Genomic DNA, 21,658 nt, shown 5'->3' on the forward strand with positions numbered 1-21,658 from the left:
AGGACTGCGGAGCGCATGGGGAACCTCATTGAAAATGGCTTGAAGCAACAGTGATGATCAGGAGAATACACGTCCAGCGTGAATCCAAAAGGGTCTCTGCTGGAAACATTCCCCGCTTTCGCCACGGATCGGCCCGAATCGCGGGGCATATTCCAGTGAAATCGAGGGGAGCCCCGTCATGAAAATGCAACGCCGCCTTGCTCTTGCCGTGTCGCTTGTGGCCATTGGTCTGGGCGCGGGGCATCTGGTGCAGAGCCGAGCCGCCAAACCTGTCGCATCTGCGCCGGGAACCGATCAGGCCGCCTTGTCGGATGAGGCGCTGGCGCGCCCCCGCAATGTCGAACAACTGGCCGCAGGGGCCGATGATCTGGCGCCCGCGCCCGGCCTGCCGCTTGCCGGCCTGTCAGGTCCGGTAGGTTCCGGCGGCACGCTTGGCGCGGCTCCTGCGACCGGCCTGCCGGATGCGAGCGCGGCCGCCGATTGCCCGATCACGCTGGATCTTCTGGCCGATACCAATGCGATGATTGGCGTCACCTTGATCGCGCCTTGCCGCCCCGATCAGCGGGTGATGGTGAAACATGCGGGCCTGTCGGTCACCGCCAAGACATCTGCCACTGGCACGATGTTCCTCAATCTTCCGGCGTTGGAGGCCGATGCGCGCATCGAGCTGAGCTTTGGCGATGGTGAAAAGATTGCCTCGCGCGTGGAGATGCCCGAGGTGAAGGCAATGCAGCGCTTTGCGGTGCAATGGCTTGATCAAGACCAGTTCCAACTGCAAGCCTTTGAAAATGGCGCGGATTATGGCCAGGCTGGTCATGTCTCGGCGGCCGCGCCGCATAGCCCGGCACCCGGCCTGCCTGCTAAGGGCGGATTCCTGACGCTATTGGGTGATGCCACGGTCGATCTGCCCATGCTGGGTGAGGTCTATACTTTCCCGGCCAATGGCGCGGCCGAAGTTGTGCTGGAGGCGGCCATCACGCCTGAAACCTGCGGGCGTGAGCTGATGGGCGAGACGATCAGCGCCACCGGCGGCAAGGTCTCGGTCTCCGAACTGACGCTGGCCATGCCGGAATGTGACGCGGCTGGCGACATTCTGGTCTTGAAAAACCTTGTCCCGGAGATGAAACTCGCCGCCAGGTAATTGGCAGGGCCGACATGGGGTTGAGTTTGTGGCGCGCGGCGGGTTTCGCCGCGCTGCTGTTTTGGGGATCCGCCCTGGCGGCGCAGGATGTCACGCTGACGGCGCGCGACGGATCGCTGTCCATAGACGGATCGCTGATCGGGTTTGATGGTGAATTTTACCGCGTCGACACCCGCTATGGCCCGCTGACCGTCGATGGCGAGGGCGTGATCTGCGATGGTCCCGGCTGTCCCGATCTGACGGCCACATTGGCCGTGCTGCGCATCACCGGGGCCGATCAGGCCGGGGTCGCGCTGCTGCCGGGCCTGTTTGCCGCCTATGCCGAAACGCGGGGCCTGACCATCGCGACCAAGCCCGATGGCGCGGGTTTCCAGACCGAAATGACCGATCCGGGGACGGGCCAGGTTCTGGCCAAGATCGGCTTTGCCCCCGCCCCGCCCGAAGAGGCGCGGCAGGCATTGTTGGGCGGTCAGGCCGATCTGGTGGTGGCGATGACCGCCGACAAGGGTTTTGGTGCCCATGCCATGGCGCTGGATGCGTTGGTGCCGATCGTGGCGCGCGACAATCTGCATCCGCGGATCTCCACCCCGGATCTGGCGGCGGCGCTGTCGGGCAAGATCAGCAATTGGAAGGAATTGGGCGGCCCGGATATGCCGATTGCGCTTCATGCGCTGAAATCCGACACCACGCTGCAAGAGGCCTTGGTGAACCGTCTTGGCCGCAAGGTGCAGGCGGTCGCCGAGCACGACACACCGCAGGAATTGGCCGAGGCGGTGGCGCGTGACCCCTGGGCGCTGGCGATCACCGGCCTGTCGGCGGCGGGGCCTGCGCGGGTGCTGCCGCTGACCGATAGCTGCGGCTATCCGCTGTTGCCGGGGCCTGCCTCGGTCAAGGCCGAAGATTACCCGCTGACCCTGCCGATCCAGCTTTTGACGCCGCGCCGCCGCCTGCCGCTTTTCGCGCGGGAGTTTCTGGATTTCCTCGACCATCCCGGTGCGCAGGCGGCGGTGGCCGCGGCGGGCTATGTCGACCGTGCGCCCGAAATCACGCCCATGACCGATGACGGGTTGCGGCTGTTGAACGCGATCAAGGGCGCGGGGGCTGATGTGCCGCTGGAACAGTTGCAGCATCTGGCCGACGTGATGCGCGACTCCAGCAGATCCTCGCTGACCTTCCGGTTCGAGGATGGGTCGATGCAGCTGGATGCGCGCTCGCGCGAGAATCTGAAGCTGCTGGCGCAATTGCTGGCGGTGGACGCGTTCCGCGGCAATGAGGTCATTCTGGCGGGCTTCTCCGATGGGTCGGGGGCGGGGGCTGCCAATATGGACCTTTCGGAAAGCCGGGCAATCGGCGTCGCAACGGCCCTTTCCGATCTGGCGACCGATCTGCCGGAAGGTGCCGCGATGCCGCGCGTCATGGCCTTTGGCGAGGCGCTGCCGATGGCCTGTGACACCACCGCCGCCGGGCGGCGCGCCAATCGCCGGGTCGAGGTCTGGCTGCGCCCTATGGCGGTTACAGGTAGCGACTAGCGCGAAAGCTCAGCTCGCGTTCCTTGCCGATGATCAGATGGTCATGCAGCACGATGCCCAGCACATCACCGGCATCGCGGATCTGCATGGTCATGCTGATATCGGCATCCGATGGTGTGGGATCGCCTGACGGATGGTTATGCACAAGGATCAGGGCAGAAGCATTCAGTTCGAGCGCGCGCTTCACCACCTCGCGCGGGTAGACCGGCACATGATCGACCGTGCCGCGCGCCTGTTCCTCATCCGCGATCAGCACATTCTTGCGATCCAGAAACAGGATGCGGAACTGTTCGGTCTCGCGATGCGCCATGGCGGTATGGCAGTAATCCAGCAGCGCATCCCAGGATGACAGGACGGGGCGTTGCATCACCCGCGCCCGCGCCATGCGCTGCGCGGCTGCTTCAAGGATTTTCAGATCCTGAATGACGGCATCCCCCACGCCTTTCACCGCAGCAAGGCGCGGCACCGGGGCAGAGATCACCCGGTTGAAATCGCCGAACGTGTCCAGCAAGAGCCGGGCCAGCGGTTTTACGTCCTGACGCGGAATGGCCCGGAACAGGACAAGTTCCAGCAGTTCATAATCCGGCATGGCGCTGGCACCGCCCTCCATGAAGCGTTGGCGCAGGCGCTTGCGGTGATCGGCGATGTATGAGGGCAGGCGACCGGGCAGCGGCAACGCTTCGGCCTCATCCGTATCGCCGGGCGGGGCGAAAAGCGGCAGCAGAGGTTCACTAAAGGCAGGGTTCCGGTCACGCATCCGCAAAGCCTGCCGCAGAATGGTAAAGCGCAGGTTAATTCGGACGGCGATCTGCGCGCGGCCTCAGCCTTCCAGCTGTTGAAACCGCATCAACAGATCCTGTCCCAGACGTGGCGGCAGCGCGGAAGACCCCGCCGCGTGCAGGCAGCCGGTATACAGCCGATAGGCCTCTGGCCGCCGCAACAGGGCCTGCGCCTGCTGGCGATGCCAGTCAAAGGCAGCGCCATGCAGATCCGCCACGCCGGGCAGGGCTTTCAGCGCGGCAATCTCTTGCGCAAGCGGGGTCTGCAAGGCCAAAGCCGCCTCGTTGAGCACGGAATTGAAGTTCCGCTCCACCCAGTAATGCAGATCGATCTGCTTCACGCTGCGATTGGGCAATCCGCGTTCGGATTTCACAATGAAGCTTTCGACGGAACGCAGCGAATAGTGATGCATCTCGGCCAAGGCGCGATAGCCGGTCAGCGGCAGCAAGGACAGGCGCTTGTCATTCCCGGAATGCAGATCGGGCAGGGCGCGGCCGCTGCCATCGACCCATTGCGCAGGCGGCGCATCGGGTGCGCGCAGGGGGCGATGCACGCCGGGCTTGCGGAAGGCACGCGGGCGGAACAGGGTCTTGAAGTAGCTCGCCCCGATGGGATGGACCATATCGGGCGGGGCCGAACGCAGGAATTGCGCCGTCACCGGCTGGTCCACAAGCCCAAGAACACCATTCGCGCCGAACAGCCGCCAGCCTAGCGCCACCGCCTCGGTGGTCTCCGGCAGGGCGGCCAGCAGATCGGCAAAGCGATGCGCGCCGATATGGATCATCGGAAATTCATCCACATCCGAAACCAGCATCCAGTCGGCATGCTTGCGCAGCGGGTGTTGCCAGGCCGATTTCAGCGCCTGCCATTGCACACTTTTCTCGGGCGGGGCCTGATGCGGGACATGGGTCAATACACCCGCCTGCGCCAATGCCTCCAGCATCCGGTCTGACCCATCACTGCAGTCGTTGGAAAAGACAAGAAAATCCGTGACACCCAGCAGGCGGTGCCAAGCCAGCCATTCCAGCAGGAAGGGGCCTTCATCCCGGATCGCCGTTACGGAAAGGATGCGTGTCATCGTGGGTCGAACCTGTCACCGTTGCATGGTCAGGGCCGGTCAACCCCGGTCTGATCTGAGCACATCGCAGCGCGATCATGTCAAGGCAACCCGCGCATTGCGGGGGGGTATCACCGCCCGCTGAGCCGGTTGGCAAGCGTTGCCAGTCGCGATGTGGCGCGACCGCCGCGCGCGGCCTCGCGCCGGTCGGCCAGATGGTAAAGCCAATACATGCCATGAACCCCAAGCCAGCGCAGCGGCTCGGGCTCCCATTTGCGGGGCTTGCGGTTGACCCAAGGGAGCGCGGTGCGCTCGGTCTCGCGGTCCAGAACCAGATCGGCCAGCGTCTGCCCCGCGAAGTTGGAGGTGGCGACGCCCAGCCCGACATAGCCACCCGCCCAGCCGATGCCGGTCGCCGGATCAAGGCCGGCCGTCGCGCACCAGTCGCGCGGCACGCCCAGCACGCCACACCATGCGTGATCAAGTTGCACCCCCTGGGTCTGTGGCAGCATCCGATAGAGGATCTCTTGCAGCTTTGCGACCGTGGCCTCCTGCGTCTGGCCGTTCACATCGGTTTTCGAGCCAAAGCGATAGGGCACGCCGCGCCCGCCCATGGCGATGCGGTTGTCGCGGGTGCGTTGCGCATAGCAATAGGCATGGGCGGCATCGCCAAATACTTCATAACCCTGCCAGCCGATCTCGTCCCAGAGGGCGTCGGGCAGCGGTTCGGTGACCACGATGGCGCTGTTCATCGGCAGCCATTCGCGCGTGTTGCCGGGAATGCCATGGGTGAAGCCTTCAGTGGCGCGGATGATGCGATGGGCGGTGACCGTGCCGCGATCGGTGCTGACGCGGCCCTTCTCGATGCCGGTCACGGTGGTCTGTTCATAGATTGTGGCACCGCGCCGCTCTACCGCAGCGGCCAGACCGCGCACCAGCTTGGCGGGCTGCACCCGCGCGACGCCGCCGGTGACCAACGCGCCCTGCACATTCTGGATGCGGATGCGGGCGGCAGCCTCGGCCGCGCCAATCAGATGGCTGCGCGCCTCGGGCACCTGCCATGCCATGTCGCTGTCATGTTCAGCGCGCAGGCGCTGCATCTGTGCCGGCGAACAGGCAAAGGTCAGGCAATCGGTGCGGCGGATATCGGCGTCGATCCCTTCGGCCTCGCAGACCCCGATCACCGCATCGACGCTGCCGCGCAGCTGGCGTTCAAAGTCGATGATACTCGCGCGGCTGCCGGTCGACAGATAGCGTTCCCGGCTCCAGCCGAAGCTGCCACTGCACCAGCCGCCATTGCGGCCCGAGGCACCGAAACCTGCAAATTCCCGCTCCAGCACCGCGATGGATAGTCCGGGTTGTGCGGCTTGCAGGTAGTAGGCGGTCCAGAGCCCGGTGAACCCCGCGCCGATGATGCAGATATCGACATCCAGATCGCCGGGCAACGCGGGCCTACAGCCGGGCACACCACCCATATCGGCATACCAGAACGAGACCCCGCCATTGCGTTTGACCTGCATGAACGTTCCCTTTCAGATGCCGCCCGGGCCGGGCACGCCGCCATGTGGCGCAATTTGATCATATCTCCCGGCGCGGTCAAGTTCCCCCGGCTGCATCGCGAGTTTCAGCCTTCCGTGACACCGTAAGGGCCGCTTGCCTCGCCCAGCAGGCGGTGCAATTCGGAAATCACCGGGCCGCGTGTGCTGTTCTCCCGCTCAACGAGACCGATATCGCGGTGCAACTGCGGCTGGCCGAAAGGCAGACACAACAGATCGGCGTTACAATCATCAATGGCGATCTGCGGCACGACCGAGACGCCCAAGCCCTCAGCCACGCATGAGGGGATCGCTGAAACCGTATCGATTTCGGCCACCTCGTTCAGCGGCAGGTTCATCCGTGCCAGTTCCAGATCGATGATATGCGCCAAAGGCACGTTGGAGCGGAAACGAATATAGGGCAGCCGTTGCAGAAGCGTCGCGATGTCCGCCGGTGGGGCCGTGGCAGTGACCTCCGGGGCCAATGCGGTTTCGGTGGCCGAACATGCGATGGCGTTGCTGTTTGCGGTGGCCAAGCAGATCGTGCCGCTGGATGCGGGCCTGCGCGCGGGCCGCTGGGACAAGCCCGGCTTCAAGAGGCGCGAACTGGCCGGGCAGAGCATCGGATTGTTCGCCTTCGGTGCGATTGCCCGCCAGACCGGCGCTTTTGCCAAGGCCTTCGGAATGGAGGTTCTTGCCTGCGATCCTTTCGCATCTGACGCGCAGTTTGCGGCAGATGGGGTGATGCGGGTAGATACGCTGGATGCGCTTTGTGCCCGTTGTGAGGTCATCAGCCTTCATGCGCCGCTGACGCCTGCGACGCGTGGCATCATCAATGCCGAGCGGATCGCATTGATGAAGCCCGATGCGATCCTGATCAACACCGCGCGCGGCGCGCTGATCGACGAGGATGCCTTGTGCGATGCGCTGGCCGCCGGGCACCTGGCAGGGGCCGGGCTCGATACATTCGCGCAAGAGCCGCCCCCCGCCGATCACCGCTATTTCGCGGAGCCGCGCGTGGTCATCTCGCCCCATATCGGGGGCGTCACCACCGCCGCCAATACGCGCGTCGGCGTCGAGGCGGCACAGGCCATCGTCGATCATCTGGCGGGGCGCGGAATCGCGCCGTCGCGCATCGTCAACCGCGCGGCCCTTGCGCCGCACACCATCACCGCATGACCCGGGTGAGTGAAGAATGACCATCGGTTTCCGCATCTTGGTGCGCGCGCGCGCCGTCCCGGCGGAGCTTGTCGCGCGCTTTGCCGCACTTCCGGTCGCCAATGTCAGCGACAGCATGTCCCGCATTGCTGCGGCAGGCCCCGCCTGACCCGGATGCATCGTGACGGCGTGCTGGCCGGGCCCGCCCTGACGGTGAAAACCCGCCCGGGCGACAATCTGATGCTGCACAAGGCCATCGACATGGCGCAGCCGGGCGATGTCATCATCTGTGATGCGGAGGGGATCTGACCAATTCGCTGATGGGCGAGCTGATGCTGGCCCATGCGGTCAACCGTGGTGTGGCGGGTTTCGTGCTGAACGGGGCGATCCGGGATGCCGACGTGTTTCTGGCGACCAATCTGCCGGTCTTTGCCGCGGGCATCACCCATCGCGGCCCCTATAAGGACGGCCCCGGCGAGATCAACGTGCCGATTGCCATCGCTGACAGGGTGATCGCGCCCGGCGATCTGATCCTTGGCGATGCCGATGGCGTGGTTTCGGTGCCGTTTGACGCAGTCGAGGCAGTCTATGCCCGCACCGTCGCCAAGCAGGAAGCCGAACAAAAGCTGATGGAGGCAATCAAGGCCGGCACCACCGACAGATCATGGATCGACGCGGCATTGCGCCGCTTGGGCTGCGAAATCCCGCAAGGGGTGTAGGAAGAGGGCGCGGGAGAGGCGCCGGGCAATCAGGGAGGAGACACGGATGAAACGGCTAACATCGGCAGCACTGGCTGCTGCATTCACGATGTTTGGCGCAGGTGTGGCGCAGGCAGACTGGCCGACAGATCGGCCGATCAACCTGATCGTGTCCTTCGCGCCCGGCGGCGGCACCGATATCATGCTGCGGGCGCTTGCCCTCAATCTGGAGGCCGATCTGGGCAGCCAGATCCCGGTGATGAACCGCCCCGGGGCTGCGGGCAAGATCACCTATACGGCGCTTTCGCAGGAACCGGCGGATGATTACACCATCTCCTCGCTGAACACGCCGGGCTTCCTGCCCCGCCTTGTCAGCCTGATGCTGATCGGAATGGGGGCGCTGGTGGGCGTGCCCGCGCTGCGTCGCCCGGCTGCCGGGATCGAGACGATACGGGTGCGGCCAGGTCGGGTCATCACCTGTCCATCGTGGTCTTCGCCTATGCGGCGACACATCTGGGCTTTGTGATCGCCTCGCCCGGACTGATCATCGTCGGGTCGCTGGCCGATCCGGGTGTTCGCTGGCGTCAGGTGCTGGCGCTGGCCATCGGCCTCACGCTGTTCGGGGCCCAGGTCTTTGTCTGGGGTCTGGGTGTGCAGGTGCCGCTCTGGCCACCATTCCTTCCGATCTGATCCGCTATCTGCAAGGCCGGCCCCGCCCCGCTGGGCCGGTTCCGCCCAACGTTTCTGCGCCTGGGGAGGGCCGGATGTCATTCCTTGATCTGCTTCTGATGGGGTTCACCGAAGCCCTGACCTGGCAAAACCTGCTGTTCTGCCTGATCGGTGCCCTGCTGGGCACGCTGATTGGGGTGTTGCCCGGCATCGGGCCTACGGCGACCATTGCGGTGCTTTTGCCGATCACCTTTTATCTGCCGCCGCTTGCGGGCATCATCATGCTGGCCGGCATCTATTACGGTGCCCAATATGGCGGATCGACCACCGCCATTCTGTCAACCTGCCGGGCGAGGCCTCGGCCGTGGTGACGGCGCTGGATGGCTATCAGATGGCGCAGCAGGGCAGGGCGGGATCCGCACTGGCCGTGGCCGCACTGGGATCGTTCTTTGCGGGCACGGTTGCGACCTTTGCCATTGCCTTGGCGGGGCCGATGCTGTCGCAATTCGCGCTGAATTTCGGCCCGGCCGAATATGTCTCACTGATGGTGTTCGGCCTTCTGGCCGCGACAATTCTTGCCAGCGGCTCGGTTCTCAAGGCCATCGGCATGATCCTGGTCGGGCTGCTTCTGGGCATGGTTGGCACCGATCAGGAAACCGGGGCAGAACGCCTGACCCTTGGCGCGCTGGAATTGTTTGACGGCATCGATTTCGTGGTGATCGCCATTGGCCTCTTCGGCTTTGCCGAGATGATTTCCAATCTGGAGCGCACCGGATCCGACAATGTGAAACTGGTGCCTGTCACCCGGCTCTGGCCCACGCGCGACGATTTCCGCCGCGCTTGGCCCGCCGTGCTGCGCGGCACCGGCATCGGCACCTTTCGTGGTCTGCTGCCGGGCGGTGGGGTGACGCTGGCCTCCTTTAGTGCCTATTCCCTGGAAAAGAAGGTCTCGCGTCGCCCGCAGGCCTTTGGCCATGGCGCGGTGGAAGGGGTGGCTGCCCCGGAATCCGCGAATAATGCCGCCGCACAATCCTCGTTCATCCCCCTGTTGACGCTGGGCATCCCGTCCAACAACATGATGGCGATGATGTTGTCGGCCTTCATGATCCATGGGATCACGCCGGGGCCGACGGTGCTGACCACCCAGCCCGAGATCTTCTGGGGCCTGGTCGCCTCGATGTGGGTGGGCAATGCGCTGCTGGTGCTCATCAACCTGCCGATGGTCGGGCTTTGGGTAAAGCTGCTGACCGTGCCCTACCGTCTGCTTTACCCGGCAATCCTGTTGTTCTGCTGCATCGGGGCCTATTCGATGAACAACCGTATCTTCGATGTGATGCTTGCGGCGGGGTTCGGCTTGCTGGGATACGCTTTCTGCAAGGCGAAATGCGAGCCGGGGCCGCTGCTGCTGGGTTTTGTCCTTGGCCCGTTGCTGGAGGCAAACCTGCGCCGCACGCTGTTGATCACCCAGGGCGATCCCTCGATCTTTGTCGAACGTCCGATCAGCCTGATCATGCTGTTGGCAACCGTGGTGCTGCTGACGCTGATGATCCTGCCCACCTTCCGCAAAACCCGCGAAGAGGCCTTTCAGGAAGAAGAAAGCTGAACGCTTGAGGCCGAAGGGAGCCCGCCTTCCATCTTGGCCCCTCATCTGTTCCCAAATATCCTCGGGGGTCCGGGGGCAGACAGCCCCCGGGCGACATGTCAGACAGAACGGGCCGGAGCCATATGGCACCCGGCCCTTCTCATTGCCTGAGATCGCGCGCCCTACGGCACCTTCGGCACTTCCAGAATGGGGATATCGTGATAGTCGGTCACCGCCCGCCTTTCGATCATTCGATGCACGCGCGGACGTTCGGGGCCGCGATGCAGCGTCAGAAGTTTGTCGAAGTTTTCCGCGTCGGAGCGGGTGCGGCGCTGCTGGTGGCGGAGATATTCGGTCCAGGTCGGGACGTGATAGGCCTCGACCCAGATATCGGGATCCTCCAGATCGCGCATCAGCGCCCATTCGCGCGCGCCGTCACGCAGTCGGATCTGGCGGCGTTGCGCCATGGCGGCCAGAAAACCTTCGGTATTCTCGGGGGGGATGTTCCAGTCGATCATCACCATCAGCGGCCCGGACCGCGCTTTGAGGTTCAGCCGCAGCGCCGGGGCGTGGAAGCGGTTGGCGGGGTCCAGATCCACTTCCGGGAAGTCGGGCATCCGGCGGATCAGGCCAAAGCCCGCACCCAGCAGCATCGTGCTTGCGGCAAGCAGCAGCGCCGCGCGGATGCCGAGGCTTTCCGACAGGCTGCCCCAAAGCCAGCTTCCCATGGCCATGCCGCCAAAGGTCGCTGTCTGGTAGATCGCCAGCACCCTACCCACCACCCAGCGGGGGCTGGCGAGCTGCGCCGAGACATTGAACAGCGACAGCGCCAGGACCCAGGCACCGCCGGCAAGAATCAATCCCGGCACGGCCAGCACCGGGCCGGGTACCAGCGCCACCACGGTCGTGCCCAAGGCAAAGCCGCAAAAGGCGGTGGCGATGACGCGTTCGATCTGCCAGATCCGGCGCAGGGGGGCGCTGAGCAAAGCGCCACCGATAGCCCCTGCACCAAAGGCACCCAGCAGAATCCCATAGGTCATCGCACCCGCCTGCATCTGGTCGCGGCTGATCGCGGGCAACAGGGCCAGCATGACCACCGCGCCGCCGCCAAACAGGAAGCCACGCAAGATGATGGTCAGCAGATTGGGCGACAGCAGCACATAGCGCAGGCCCAGCGTGATCGCGCTGCCAAGGCTTTCGGTCGGCAGGGTTGAGGTGATCTCGGGCCCTTTCCAGCGCGCCAGCGCATAGATCAGCGCCAGATAGCTGATTGCGTTCAGTGCAAACGCCGCGTGCGGTCCGGCCCAGGCCACAAGCAATCCGCCGATGGCGGGGCCGACGGATCGCATCAGGTTGAAGCTCATGGAATTCAGCGCAACCGCCTTGGGCAGATCTTCGCGCGGCACGAGATCGCGGACCGAGGCCTGCCAGGACGGGATGTTCAGCGCGGTGCCAAGGCCCAGCAGGAAGGTGAAGGCCAGAAGTGTCCATGGCCCAAGCACATCTTGCCAGCTGGCCACGGCCAGCAGGCCCGAGACCACCGCCATGAAGCCCTGCGAAAACAGCATCACGCGGCGGCGGTTGAACAGATCGGCAATCGCCCCTGCGGGGATCGCCAGCAGCATGATCGGCAAGGTGGTGGAGGCCTGAACCAGCGCGATCATTTCGTGTTGTGCGGTCAGCTCGGTCATGCTCCAGCCGGCACCCACACCCTGCACCAAGGTTCCCAGATTGGCGATCAGTGTTGCCGTCCAGATCAGCCGGAAATCTGGATAGCGCAGCGGCGAAAAGGCAGAGTCGCGCGTCGGGGCCGCGGCATCAGTGGGCGAGGTATTTTGCAAGGCTGCGTCTGGCTTTGGTGGCTGGTCAGTCATGGTGTTCCGAGGGGCCCGTCCATCTGTTGCAACCCGACAATCTGATGCGGGGTGTGCTGCGTGCGACCGGGTCTGATGGGCGAATGATGGGGGCCTGATGGGGTGAAGTCCAGTGCCCGCATACGCCGCGACGCAGCACAGACGGACCGCGCAAGGCGCGTCAGATGACCATCATCCGCGAAGGGCAACCAATGATGCGGGCAGGTTTGGGCTTGTTTCCCCCAGTGACCACGAGGCCAGCAAGACGGCCGTTGGGCAGCAGCGCGCCGATCTGGCATCTGCAAGGCGCGGTCGGCAAGTCCCCTTGCGCTCGACCGGGTTTCAGGGGTGTATTTCGCTGCCGCTTTCATATTTGTTGGGCCTGACCCACGAACGGATCGGTTTTTCGGCCTTGCTGATTGTGGGGGCATGTTTCGGGATGGCGCGCTTGGGGCCGGGATCTTTCTGCTCGGCACAGCGATCCATGGCGATCTGGCGATCTGGATCCGTGCCGGGATGGGCCGTCTGCCGGGATAGGATTGAATCGAGGGTTGGAGCGGAAGATATGCGCCGGATCACGCTGGAAATCTGTGTTGATGACGCGGCGGGGATCGCGGCGGCCAGGGCCGGCGGTGCGGACCGGATCGAGCTTTGCGCGGCGCTGGCGCTTGGCGGGCTGACACCTTCGCCGGGCCTGATGGCGCAGGCGGCGGGATGCGGTCTGCCCGCGATGGCGATGATCCGCCCGCGCGCGGGGGATTTCTGCTGGACGGCACCGGAAGTGGAGATGCTCTGCGCCGAAATCCGCGCCAGTCGCGCGGCAGGTCTGGCGGGGGTTGTCATCGGTGCCTCACATTCCGACGGGCGGCTGGACAGCGATGTGTTGCAGCGTCTGGTGCAGGAGGCGCAGGGGATGGACATCACCTTGCACCGCGCCATCGATCTGGTGCCGGATCCGGAGGCTGCGATGCGGCTGATTGAAGGCTTGGGGATCCGGCGGGTGCTGTCATCGGGCGGCGCGGTTCGGGCCGAGGCCGGGATCGCACGTCTGCAGGCCATGGCGCGGGCCGCGCCCCTGGTCAGCGTGATGCCGGGCGGCGGTGTGTCCGGGACCAACGTGGCGGTCTTTGCGCGTGCCTTGCCGCTGCGCGAAATTCATGGATCGGCCTCTGATCCGGTGCCGCCACCTGCTTTGGCTGCGGTAACGGCATTCGGCTTTCAGCCGCAAGGCGCGCGCAAGACCGATGCCGCAAAGGTGCGCGCCCTGCGGGGGGCGCTGGATGGGATTGCCGCAGGCTAATCGATCAGTGCGGCCTTTGGGATGCGGGGCACGCCCTTATCGGTGCCGATCGGCAACTGGTCTGATGGATCACCATGACAAGGGTCCATTCGGTCGCGCCGCCTTGCGGGGGCAGCATCGTGGCGGATCAGGTTGCGGTCGATCCTGCGGAGGTCGACAGGCAAGGACCGCGCGGTGCCTTGTGTTTGCGGCGTCGTTACCGCTATCATCCGCGCGAAGGCATGGCAGCGCCCCGCATTCGCCGGATGCGTGCCTACCCGGTGGCAACCCGGCGCAGCGCCGGATATTCCTGTTCTGGACAGGGAGAGTTCGGAATGCGGCGGGGCCAGATCACGGCATCGGAGCATTCCCATCGCGAAGGAGATAAGGCGCATGTCAGAGCACAAGGCGCAGATCGGGCTGATCGGACTTGGCACCATGGGGGCCGCACTCGCGCTCAACATCGCCGAGAAGGGCTTTCCCATCGCGGTCTGGAACCGCACGACCGAGGTGACGCGGCGCTTTCATGCCGAGGCCGGGGCGCTGGCCGCGCGGATCATGCCGACCGAAAGTCTTGAGGCGCTGGTTGCGGCCATCGCGCCGCCGCGCGCCATCATCCTGATGGTGCCTGCGGGCTCCGCAGTGGATGACCAGATCGCGGCGCTGTCGCCGCTGCTGGATCCGCAGGATCTGATCATCGATGCGGGCAACGCGAATTTCCATGATACCAATCGGCGCGATGCGGCAGGTCTGGCCATGCGCTTCCTTGGTATGGGCGTGTCGGGCGGCGAAGAGGGCGCGCGCCATGGTCCGGCCATCATGGGCGGCGGTGCGCCGGAGGACTGGGCGCGCATCGCCCCGATCATGGAAGCGATCGCCGCGCGGGCCGAGGATGGCAGCGCCTGCGCGACCTGGATGGGTGAGGCAGGTGCCGGGCATTTCGTGAAAGCCGTGCATAATGGCATCGAATATGCCGATATGCAGATGATCGCCGAAGTCTACGGCGTGATGCGGGACGGGCTGGGCCTGCCTGCCGCAGCGATCGGCGAAACCTTCGCGGGCTGGAATGAGGGCGTGCTGCGTTCTTACCTCGTGGAGATTTCTGCAGCTGTCGCACAGGCGGCCGATCCGCTGGGCAGCGGCCCGATGCTGGATGCCATTCTGGATGCGGCGGGCCAGAAGGGCACCGGGCGCTGGACCGCGGTGGAGGCGCAGCATCTGGCGGCACCGATCCCGGTGATCGAGGCGGCGGTGATGGCGCGCAATGTCTCGGCCCGGCTGGAGGAGCGTCGCGTGGGCGAGACGCGGTTTGGTGCCGCGCCGCAGCGTTGCGAGGTGAGCCTTGACGCGCTGGAACAGGCGCTGATCGTCGGCAAGATCCTGTGTTATGCGCAGGGCTTTGCGATGATCGAGGCGGCGGGGCGCGCCTTTGGCTGGCAGTTGGATCTACCCGCCATTGCACGGGTCTGGCGCGCGGGCTGCATCATCCGGTCGGATATGCTGAACGATATGGCGGCGGCGCTGGCAGATGATGCCGGACGCAACCTGATCCTTGCGCCATTCTTTGCCGACAAGATCGAGGCGGGCCTGCCCGCGTTGCGGCAGGTGGTGGCGCAGGCGGCCCTGCACGGCCATGCCGTGCCTGCGCTTTCGGCGGGCCTGTCGTGGTTTGACATGATGCGCACCGCGCGCGGCACCGCTAATATGATCCAGGCGCAGCGCGATTTCTTTGGCGCACATGGGTTTGAGCGGCTGGACGGGCAGGATCTGCATCATGGCCCCTGGGGCCAATCGGCGGGCTGAGTCTTGTCCAAGTTGCAAGCGGGCTGAGGGGGCCTCAGCCCGCGATTCGCAGCGCGGGCGCTGGGCGTTGCGGATATGTGAGCAGGGGTGCTGCACGCTGGGTCAGTTCATCGCGCAGCCGTCGCCCGGTGGGCCAGGGGCCATAGCCCGAGGCCACATTGACATGACCGGCAAAGCCCAGATCCACCAGATCGCTGCCCCAATGCGAGGCAAGCTGACTGGCACGCGAAAAGCTCATCCATGGATCGTTGCGGCTGGCGACCAGCGTGGTCGGCACCCCAAGCGGGTGCCGCGGCAGCGTGCCGAACTGGCCGATCCGGGCCTTGCCCTCGGTCTCGGCCGGGGCCACCAGCATCGCCGCGCGCACCCGCAATTGCGGCACAGTGGACAGCACACGCGCAATCAGGACTGCACCCAGCGAATGGCCGACCAGCACGCTGTCGGGATGGCGCAGGATCGCGCCCAGCAGTTCCACCTCCCAGACCGCCGGAACCGGGCGGTCTGGGTTCGACAATTCGACCGTCAGGGCATTGTGTTCGGTCGCGGCCCACCAATGCTGCCAATGCGGTGCGGGCGAGCCATCCAGACCGGGGACGAGCAATGTCTTCGTCATTTTGGCCTCCTTGGGTGATGACGAGCTCAGTGAAGGTGGAAATAGGCTAGTGCAAAGGTCGTGATTTTTGGTTCCAAATCCCGTTGGATAAAGGGAAGACCCTTCTCCGGCGGGCGGGATCAGCGGTTGCGGGTATCCACCGGATAGGCGGTGGTGAACTTCATGCGTTCCATCGCGAAATGCGAGGTCACGTTCTTGATCGGCACGGAATCGGTGAGACGCTTATAGAGGGCGTCGAAGGCAGTCATGTCCGACACGGCAACCCGCAGCAGGTAATCCATTTCGCCGGCCATACGGTAAACCTCCATGATCTCGGTGATGGAATCGACGGCCTTGCTGAAGGCCGCGCGCCATTCGCTGCCGTGATCGGGCGCCTCGATGCCGACGAAGATCGTCAGGCCAAAGCCAAGGCGTGCCGGGTCGGCAAGCGCCACCCTTCCGGTCAAGACCCCGGATTCGTTCAGTTTCTGGATCCGTTTCCAGCACGGGGTCTGCGACAGGCCAACCTTGTCGGCGATCTGTGCGACCGGCATCGAGGCGTCGCGCATCAACTCTGCCACGATTTTGCGGTCAATCAGGTCCAGGGCTTCCATCGGTCTTCTCCGGCTGTCTGTGGCAGCTTCATGCTACACGCCTTCAGGATGCTTAAAATATCTTTAATGTCTATAGTGTTTATCGTGTATAGTCTGATCCGTGCTATCTAACTGTAAATACTAGAAAAATATCCTGCTTGATCCCCGTTTGACAGATGGTTCACGCCAACTTGGGCAGGTCAGTGATACGGCTGTGCGCGGCGCGAGGATGAACTGATGCAATGGTTAAGTATAGGATTTTATTTAATAAAATATCACCCTCATTGGAGGGCTCGGTTGTGCTGGAGAAAAAAATGCTAAAATCACTACAAAAATGACCGTGATTTTTCCGTTGCAATACTCGACCTTATCTGTCGATATTAAATCACCGAACGGCCAACCGGCCCCGGATGATCGCAACAGATCGACAGAGAAGGAGAACGCAGATGATCGCATCGAATGCAGCCTATCTTCCCGCCACTGGCCGGGTCGGCGTCATGCCGCAGATGGCAGGCCTTTCGCGCATCTGTGCCGTCCGGCTGATCGACCGCCGCACCGGGGCAACCCATCGCGTGAATGGCACGCCGCTTGTGCTGTTCACCCGCAATCCCGAAGAGGCCACGGCCGAACTTTTGCAGGGCCGCAACGCCGCCGTCTGGGAGGTTCGCGTCGATCCGATCGAAGGTCTGGCCGATACCGGGAGGCGCAAATGAGCCCCTTCGCCCATCCTTTCCCCGTTCTGGGGCAATTCCCGATCTTCCAATTCCGTTCCCGTGCGTCCGCCGCCCGGACCCGACAGCAGGAGACTGATATGCTTACCACCATCACCATCGGCGGCACCGTTTCCGCACAGGGCATCATGGTTGCCGAACATCTTGACGGTCGTGTCACCATCGAAACCGGCCGCGAACGCCTGACCGGCTGGCCGATCCCTAAGGTCCTGAAAGGCGTGCTGTCGGTTCTGGCGCTGGCCGCCATGGGCTTTGGCACCCCGCAAGCCGCGCAGGCCGAGGCGCTGCTGAATGTCAGCTATGATCCGACCCGCGAGTTGTATCGTGAATTCAACGATGCTTTCGCCAAGCATTGGGCCGCCGAGGGCAATGAGGCCCCCGCCATCGAGACCAGCCATGGTGGCTCCGGCTCGCAGGCGCGTTCGGTGATCGACGGGCTGGAGGCCCAGGTCGTCACGCTGGCGCTGGCCTCTGACATCGACAAGATCGCCGAGGCGGGCAAGCTGCCGAAGGATTGGCAGGCGAAGCTGCCGCACAATTCTTCGCCCTATACCTCGACCATCGTGTTCCTTGTCCGTCAGGACAATCCCAAGGGCATAAAGGACTGGGGTGATCTGGTCGCCGATGGTGTCGAGGTGATCACGCCGAACCCGAAAACCTCGGGCGGGGCGCGCTGGAACTACCTCGCCGCCTGGGCCTGGGCTGAAAAGAACGGCAAGGATCCCAAGGCATTCGTCGGCGATCTGTTCAAGCATGTGCCGGTTCTGGACAGCGGCGCGCGTGGTTCCACAACCACTTTCGCGCAGCGTGGTATCGGTGATGTGCTGCTGGCCTGGGAGAACGAGGCCTATCTGGCCTTGAAAGAACTGGGCGAGGACGAGTTCGACATCGTGGTGCCGAGCGTGTCGGTTCTGGCCGAGCCGCCGGTTGCGCTGGTCGAAAGCAACATCAAGACGGATGCGCAGCGCAAGCTGGCCACCGCCTATCTCGACTATCTCTATTCGCCGGAAGGTCAGGCCATCGCCTTCAAGAACTTCTACCGTGCCTGGGATGCCTCGGCGGCCAATCCCGAAGACGTGGCGCGTTTCCCCAAGGTTGATCTGGTCAATATCGCCCATTTCGGTGGCTGGGCCAAGGTACAGCCCGAACACTTCGGTGACGGCGGTATCTTCGAGCAGATCTACGTCGCGAAGTGAGGATACGGGTGATGGGCAGACCGCTGATCCACCGATCCCCCATGCCTGGCCTCGGCCTCAGCATGGGGATCACCCTGACGATGCTTTCCCTGGTCGTGCTTCTGCCCATCGGCGCCCTTCTTCTGAAGGGTGCCACTTTCGGCATCGGCAATATCTGGGATACCGTGAACCGCGAACGGGTCTGGGCCGCGCTGTTCCTGTCGTTCCGCCTCTCGCTGTTTGCGGCGCTGTTCAACCTCGCCTTCGGCGTGCTGCTGGCCTGGGTGCTGGTGCGCTATCGGTTTCCGGGGCGGCGCATTCTGGACGCGGCGGTGGATCTGCCCTTCGCCTTGCCCACAGCCGTGGCCGGGATCGCCCTGACCGCACTTTATGCCCCGAACGGGGTCTTTGGCGGCATCGCCAAGGAAATCGGCGTGAAGATTGCCTATACGCAATGGGGTATCTTCATCGCGCTGATTTTCGTGGGCCTGCCCTTCGTCACCCGCACCGTGCAGCCGGTGGTCGAGGAGATCGACCGCGAGGTCGAAGAGGCCTCGGCCACGCTTGGCGCTTCGCGTCTGCACACGCTGACCCGTGTCATCCTGCCCATGCTGGCCCCGGCGGCGCTGACCGGCTTTGCGCTGGCCCTCGCACGGGCGGTTGGCGAATATGGCTCGGTCATCTTCATCGCGGGCAATATCCCGCTGGTGACCGAGATCGCGCCGCTGTTGATCGTGATCCAGCTGGAAGAATTCAATTATGACGCGGCGGCGGCCATCGGCATTGCCATGCTGTTGATCAGCTTTGCCATGCTTCTGATCATCAATCTGATCCAGGTCTGGAGCCGCCGGAGGATTGGCTATGTCTGAGACCCGCACCTTCACCTTCCGCCCCGCGACCGAGGAAACGCCGGTGGTGCGCTGGCTTCTGATCGGGCTGGCGGTGCTGGGCATCGCCATTCTGGTGGCGGCGCCCCTGTTCGTGGTCTTTGCCGAGGCGCTTGCCAAAGGTGTCTGGACCGCCGTGCAAAGCCTTGGCAATCGCGATGCGCTGTCGGCCATCAAGCTGACGCTGATGATTGCCGCGATCTCGGTGCCGTTGAACGCGGCCTTCGGCATCGCCGCCGCATGGTTCATCACCAAATTCGATTTTCGCGGCAAGGCCTTCCTGATCACGCTGATTGATTTGCCCTTCTCGGTTTCGCCCGTGGTGGCGGGGCTTTGCATCGTGCTGATGTTCGGCGCGAACAGCCTGGTTGGTGGCTGGCTGGTGGCGCAGGGCTATCCCATCGTCTTCGCGCTGCCCGGCATCGTGCTGGCCACCATGTTCGTGACCTTCCCCTTTGTGGCGCGGGAGTTGATCCCGGTGATGATCGAACAGGGCCGGGCCGAGGAAGAAGCCGCGCTGACACTTGGTGCCAGCGGTTGGCGCACCTTCTGGACGGTGACGCTGCCGAATATTCGCTGGGCGCTGCTTTACGGCGTGTTGCTTTGCAACGCGCGGGCGATGGGTGAATTTGGCGCGGTGGCGGTGGTTTCGGGCAAGATCCGCGGCCAGACTGCGACCATGCCGATCACAATCGAGATGCTTTACAACGAGTATCTCTCGATTGCGGCCTTCAGCATGGCGGCGGTGCTGACCGCGCTGGCGCTGGTGACGCTGCTTTTGAAAACCGCGCTTGAACTGCGTCACGCCGATGAACTGGCGGCCACCCGCCGCCACTGAGCACCCGTCCCTTACCATTTTCTGTCTGTAAATATCCCGGGGGTCCGGGGGCCAGGCCCCCGGCACGGCATAAGACGCAAGGAACCCGCCATGCATATCGAGATCGACGAAATTTCCAAACTCTTTGGTGCGACCGCCGCGCTGCATCCGGTGTCGCTGTCGCTGCCCTCGGGCGCGCTGGTGGCGCTGCTCGGGCCGTCGGGCTCGGGCAAGACCACGCTGCTGCGCATTCTTGGCGGGCTGGAGTTTCCGACCGCAGGACGCGTGCTGTTTGACGGGCAGGATGCGACCGGCCTGACCGTGCAGGAGCGCCGCGCGGGCTTTGTCTTCCAATCCTATGCGCTGTTCCGGCATATGACGGTCTTTGACAATATCGCCTATGGGCTGAACGCCCGCCCGCGTGGCAGCCGTCCGCCTGCCGCCGAAATTGCCCGCCGCGTCACCCGCTTGCTGGAATTGATCCAGCTGCCCGATATCGGGTCGCGCTTCCCGAGCCAGCTTTCGGGCGGTCAGCGTCAGCGTGTGGCCCTGGCGCGGGCACTGGCGATCGAGCCGCGTATGCTGTTGCTGGATGAGCCCTTCGGTGCGCTGGATGCCAAGGTTCGCAAGGAATTGCGGCAGGGCCTGCGCGATATTCATGACGAGACCGGCCTGACCACCATCTTCGTGACCCATGATCAGGAAGAGGCGATGGAACTGGCCGATCTGGTGGTGGTGATGTCGATGGGACGGATCGAGCAGATCGGTAAACCTGCCGATATCCGGGCGCGCCCCGCCACCCAATTCGTGCGCGACTTTATCAGCGCCTGACAAAAAGGCCCGGCCATGAGGCCGGGCCTTTTGCGTTTTGGTGCTGTTGCCTTACGGGCAGGGCTGCTCGAAGGCGTCGATGGCGGCAATCGCCTCCTCGGCGGTTTCGACATATTGGAACAGCGCCAGGTCCTCGGGGCTGATGGTGCCCGCATCGGCCAGGGCCTGCCAGTTGATGACATTTTCCCAGAAGGCGCGCCCGAACAGCAGGAAGGGCACGGGCTTCATCCGCTTGGTCTGGATCAGGGTCAGGCTTTCAAACATCTCGTCCAGCGTGCCAAAGCCGCCGGGGAAGATGCAGATCGCCTTCGCCCGCATCAGGAAATGCATCTTGCGGATGGCGAAATAGTGGAAGTTGAAGGACAGGTCCGGTGTCACATAGGCATTGGGTGCCTGTTCATGCGGCAGCACGATGTTCAGGCCGATGGATTGCCCGCCCGCCTCATGCGCGCCGCGATTGCCCGCCTCCATCACGCCGGGGCCACCGCCGGTGACGATCACATCGTCCCGGCCATAGCTTTCAAGGCTGCGCGTGGTCATCAGCGCGGCAAAGCGCCTTGCCTCGTCGTAATATTTCGACAGCTCGGCCAGAACCGGGGTCTTGGCGGTATCGGCATTTTCGGGGCGTGGGATACGGGCACCGCCAAACAGCACGATGGTGGTGCGGATGCCGCGCTCATCCAGAATCATCTGGGGTTTCAGCAGTTCCAACTGCAGGCGGACCGGGCGCAACTCCTCGCGCATCAGAAAATCGCTGTCGGCAAAGGCCAGACGATAGGCGGGGGCGCGGGTCTGCGGCGTGTCGGGGATACGGTCGGCGGCGGCCACATCCTGCACGCTGTCACGGAACGGGTGGCTACGGGTGTCGTCGGTCATCGTTACTCCTGTCGGCGTTGCGCGGGCCTGCCGCCACGTCTATAGCTTTGCCCGATTGATCGCCATAGGGAA

General features: G+C 64.1%; 21 protein-coding genes and 2 pseudogenes. 15 read left to right on the forward strand and 8 right to left on the reverse strand.

The window, feature by feature from the left end; genetic code table 11:
* The first annotated feature begins 178 nt into the window (after positions 1–178).
* Together GBJ34_RS09975 and GBJ34_RS09980 are read left to right on the forward strand one after the other, a co-directional pair.
* Complete coding sequence (locus GBJ34_RS09975) at positions 179–1,141, forward strand: hypothetical protein (protein WP_151719111.1); 963 nt, start codon at positions 179–181, stop codon at positions 1,139–1,141.
* A gap of 14 nt (positions 1,142–1,155) precedes the next feature.
* On the forward strand, positions 1,156–2,670 hold the full coding sequence (locus GBJ34_RS09980; protein ID WP_151719112.1) for a phosphate ABC transporter substrate-binding/OmpA family protein: 1,515 nt from the start codon (positions 1,156–1,158) through the stop codon (positions 2,668–2,670).
* Here GBJ34_RS09980 and radC read toward each other — a convergent pair.
* From radC to GBJ34_RS10000, 4 genes are all read right to left on the reverse strand, one after another.
* Positions 2,654–3,427 (reverse strand): RadC family protein, encoded by a 774-nt coding sequence (radC, locus tag GBJ34_RS09985; protein ID WP_151719113.1) that lies wholly within the window; start codon positions 3,425–3,427, stop codon positions 2,654–2,656. The two genes, GBJ34_RS09980 and radC, sit on opposite strands and share 17 nt — an antisense overlap.
* A 63-nt stretch (positions 3,428–3,490) precedes the next feature.
* Positions 3,491–4,528: a glycosyltransferase family 2 protein gene (locus GBJ34_RS09990; RefSeq protein ID WP_151719114.1), complete on the reverse strand. Its 1,038-nt coding sequence runs from the start codon at positions 4,526–4,528 to the stop codon at positions 3,491–3,493.
* A 110-nt stretch (positions 4,529–4,638) separates the two neighbouring features.
* Entirely contained in the window at positions 4,639–6,027 is a 1,389-nt protein-coding gene (locus tag GBJ34_RS09995) for an NAD(P)/FAD-dependent oxidoreductase (protein ID WP_151719115.1), read from the reverse strand.
* A gap of 104 nt (positions 6,028–6,131) precedes the next feature.
* A complete protein-coding gene (locus GBJ34_RS10000; RefSeq protein ID WP_192931173.1) occupies positions 6,132–6,527 on the reverse strand; it encodes a LysR substrate-binding domain-containing protein in 396 nt (131 codons plus the stop codon).
* On the opposite strand from GBJ34_RS10000, the gene GBJ34_RS10005 reads away from it, so the two are divergent.
* The 6 genes and pseudogenes from GBJ34_RS10005 (at position 6,505) to GBJ34_RS10025 (ending at position 10,170) form a co-directional block, all read left to right on the forward strand.
* A complete protein-coding gene (locus GBJ34_RS10005; RefSeq protein WP_192931174.1) occupies positions 6,505–7,221 on the forward strand; it encodes an NAD(P)-dependent oxidoreductase in 717 nt (238 codons plus the stop codon). The two genes, GBJ34_RS10000 and GBJ34_RS10005, sit on opposite strands and share 23 nt — an antisense overlap.
* Before the next feature lie 16 nt (positions 7,222–7,237).
* Entirely contained in the window at positions 7,238–7,369 is a 132-nt protein-coding gene (locus GBJ34_RS21055; RefSeq protein WP_264177061.1) for a hypothetical protein, read from the forward strand.
* Between the two features lie 5 nt (positions 7,370–7,374).
* Positions 7,375–7,919: pseudogene (locus GBJ34_RS10010) on the forward strand (RraA family protein).
* A 46-nt stretch (positions 7,920–7,965) separates the two neighbouring features.
* Positions 7,966–8,424, forward strand: a complete 459-nt coding sequence (locus tag GBJ34_RS10015; RefSeq protein ID WP_151719118.1) for a hypothetical protein — start codon at positions 7,966–7,968, stop codon at positions 8,422–8,424.
* On the forward strand, positions 8,385–8,588 hold the full coding sequence (locus GBJ34_RS10020) for a tripartite tricarboxylate transporter TctB family protein (protein ID WP_192931175.1): 204 nt from the start codon (positions 8,385–8,387) through the stop codon (positions 8,586–8,588). The genes GBJ34_RS10015 and GBJ34_RS10020 overlap by 40 nt, the downstream gene beginning before the upstream one ends.
* 98 nt (positions 8,589–8,686) lie before the next feature.
* A pseudogene (locus tag GBJ34_RS10025) lies at positions 8,687–10,170 on the forward strand (tripartite tricarboxylate transporter permease).
* A 161-nt stretch (positions 10,171–10,331) separates the two neighbouring features.
* Here the strand turns inward: GBJ34_RS10025 and GBJ34_RS10030 are convergent.
* Positions 10,332–11,990 carry an MFS transporter gene (locus GBJ34_RS10030; RefSeq protein WP_226341114.1) on the reverse strand — a complete coding sequence of 553 codons (1,659 nt, stop codon included), beginning with the start codon at positions 11,988–11,990 and terminating at the stop codon, positions 10,332–10,334.
* A 577-nt stretch (positions 11,991–12,567) separates the two neighbouring features.
* Between GBJ34_RS10030 and GBJ34_RS10035 the strand changes: the two genes are divergently transcribed.
* Both GBJ34_RS10035 and gndA read left to right on the forward strand, forming a co-directional pair.
* Entirely contained in the window at positions 12,568–13,302 is a 735-nt protein-coding gene (locus tag GBJ34_RS10035) for a copper homeostasis protein CutC (RefSeq protein ID WP_151719121.1), read from the forward strand.
* A gap of 372 nt (positions 13,303–13,674) precedes the next feature.
* Entirely contained in the window at positions 13,675–15,084 is a 1,410-nt protein-coding gene (gndA, locus tag GBJ34_RS10040; RefSeq protein WP_151719122.1) for an NADP-dependent phosphogluconate dehydrogenase, read from the forward strand.
* 34 nt (positions 15,085–15,118) lie between these two features.
* Here gndA and GBJ34_RS10045 read toward each other — a convergent pair whose 3' ends face one another.
* A complete protein-coding gene (locus GBJ34_RS10045; protein ID WP_151719123.1) occupies positions 15,119–15,697 on the reverse strand; it encodes an RBBP9/YdeN family alpha/beta hydrolase in 579 nt (192 codons plus the stop codon).
* Positions 15,698–15,816: 119 nt separating this feature from the next.
* Positions 15,817–16,290: an Lrp/AsnC family transcriptional regulator gene (locus GBJ34_RS10050; protein WP_151719124.1), complete on the reverse strand. Its 474-nt coding sequence runs from the start codon at positions 16,288–16,290 to the stop codon at positions 15,817–15,819.
* 425 nt (positions 16,291–16,715) lie between these two features.
* Here GBJ34_RS10050 and GBJ34_RS10055 point away from each other — a divergent pair, with 425 nt between their 5' ends.
* The 5 genes from GBJ34_RS10055 to GBJ34_RS10075 all read left to right on the forward strand — a co-directional run bounded on the left by GBJ34_RS10055 (position 16,716) and on the right by GBJ34_RS10075 (position 20,710).
* On the forward strand, positions 16,716–16,982 hold the full coding sequence (locus GBJ34_RS10055) for a hypothetical protein (RefSeq protein WP_151719125.1): 267 nt from the start codon (positions 16,716–16,718) through the stop codon (positions 16,980–16,982).
* A 98-nt stretch (positions 16,983–17,080) separates the two neighbouring features.
* Positions 17,081–18,196 carry a sulfate ABC transporter substrate-binding protein gene (locus GBJ34_RS10060; RefSeq protein WP_318843223.1) on the forward strand — a complete coding sequence of 372 codons (1,116 nt, stop codon included), beginning with the start codon at positions 17,081–17,083 and terminating at the stop codon, positions 18,194–18,196.
* Between the two features lie 11 nt (positions 18,197–18,207).
* Positions 18,208–19,044 carry a sulfate ABC transporter permease subunit CysT gene (gene cysT / locus GBJ34_RS10065; RefSeq protein ID WP_151719126.1) on the forward strand — a complete coding sequence of 279 codons (837 nt, stop codon included), beginning with the start codon at positions 18,208–18,210 and terminating at the stop codon, positions 19,042–19,044.
* Positions 19,037–19,900: a sulfate ABC transporter permease subunit CysW gene (gene cysW, locus GBJ34_RS10070; protein WP_151719127.1), complete on the forward strand. Its 864-nt coding sequence runs from the start codon at positions 19,037–19,039 to the stop codon at positions 19,898–19,900. Before cysT ends, cysW begins: the two co-directional genes overlap by 8 nt.
* Before the next feature lie 90 nt (positions 19,901–19,990).
* Positions 19,991–20,710 carry a sulfate/molybdate ABC transporter ATP-binding protein gene (locus GBJ34_RS10075; protein WP_151719128.1) on the forward strand — a complete coding sequence of 240 codons (720 nt, stop codon included), beginning with the start codon at positions 19,991–19,993 and terminating at the stop codon, positions 20,708–20,710.
* Between the two features lie 51 nt (positions 20,711–20,761).
* On the opposite strand, the gene GBJ34_RS10080 is transcribed toward GBJ34_RS10075, so the two are convergent.
* Positions 20,762–21,586, reverse strand: coding sequence for an LOG family protein (locus GBJ34_RS10080; protein WP_151719129.1), 825 nt, complete (start codon positions 21,584–21,586; stop codon positions 20,762–20,764).
* Between the last annotated feature and the right edge of the window lie 72 nt (positions 21,587–21,658).

The sequence above is a fragment of the Gemmobacter serpentinus genome (assembly GCF_008973825.1).
GTDB lineage: Bacteria > Pseudomonadota > Alphaproteobacteria > Rhodobacterales > Rhodobacteraceae > Gemmobacter > Gemmobacter serpentinus.

Excerpts from the sequence above, each read along its gene's own strand:
- cysW (WP_151719127.1), top strand. The coding sequence starts at position 19,037 with ATGTCTGAGACCCGCACCTTCACCTTCCGCCCCGCGACCGAGGAAACG.
- GBJ34_RS10035 (WP_151719121.1), top strand. The coding sequence starts at position 12,568 with ATGCGCCGGATCACGCTGGAAATCTGTGTTGATGACGCGGCGGGGATC.
- GBJ34_RS10045 (WP_151719123.1), bottom strand. The coding sequence starts at position 15,697 with ATGACGAAGACATTGCTCGTCCCCGGTCTGGATGGCTCGCCCGCACCG.
- radC (WP_151719113.1), bottom strand. The coding sequence starts at position 3,427 with ATGCGTGACCGGAACCCTGCCTTTAGTGAACCTCTGCTGCCGCTTTTC.
- GBJ34_RS09980 (WP_151719112.1), top strand. The coding sequence starts at position 1,156 with ATGGGGTTGAGTTTGTGGCGCGCGGCGGGTTTCGCCGCGCTGCTGTTT.
- gndA (WP_151719122.1), top strand. The coding sequence starts at position 13,675 with ATGTCAGAGCACAAGGCGCAGATCGGGCTGATCGGACTTGGCACCATG.
- GBJ34_RS10075 (WP_151719128.1), top strand. The coding sequence starts at position 19,991 with ATGCATATCGAGATCGACGAAATTTCCAAACTCTTTGGTGCGACCGCC.
- GBJ34_RS10050 (WP_151719124.1), bottom strand. The coding sequence starts at position 16,290 with ATGGAAGCCCTGGACCTGATTGACCGCAAAATCGTGGCAGAGTTGATG.
- GBJ34_RS21055 (WP_264177061.1), top strand. The coding sequence starts at position 7,238 with ATGACCATCGGTTTCCGCATCTTGGTGCGCGCGCGCGCCGTCCCGGCG.
- GBJ34_RS10015 (WP_151719118.1), top strand. The coding sequence starts at position 7,966 with ATGAAACGGCTAACATCGGCAGCACTGGCTGCTGCATTCACGATGTTT.
- GBJ34_RS09995 (WP_151719115.1), bottom strand. The coding sequence starts at position 6,027 with ATGCAGGTCAAACGCAATGGCGGGGTCTCGTTCTGGTATGCCGATATG.
- GBJ34_RS10055 (WP_151719125.1), top strand. The coding sequence starts at position 16,716 with ATGATCGCATCGAATGCAGCCTATCTTCCCGCCACTGGCCGGGTCGGC.
- cysT (WP_151719126.1), top strand. The coding sequence starts at position 18,208 with ATGGGCAGACCGCTGATCCACCGATCCCCCATGCCTGGCCTCGGCCTC.
- GBJ34_RS10080 (WP_151719129.1), bottom strand. The coding sequence starts at position 21,586 with ATGACCGACGACACCCGTAGCCACCCGTTCCGTGACAGCGTGCAGGAT.
- GBJ34_RS09975 (WP_151719111.1), top strand. The coding sequence starts at position 179 with ATGAAAATGCAACGCCGCCTTGCTCTTGCCGTGTCGCTTGTGGCCATT.
- GBJ34_RS10060 (WP_318843223.1), top strand. The coding sequence starts at position 17,081 with ATGCTTACCACCATCACCATCGGCGGCACCGTTTCCGCACAGGGCATC.
- GBJ34_RS09990 (WP_151719114.1), bottom strand. The coding sequence starts at position 4,528 with ATGACACGCATCCTTTCCGTAACGGCGATCCGGGATGAAGGCCCCTTC.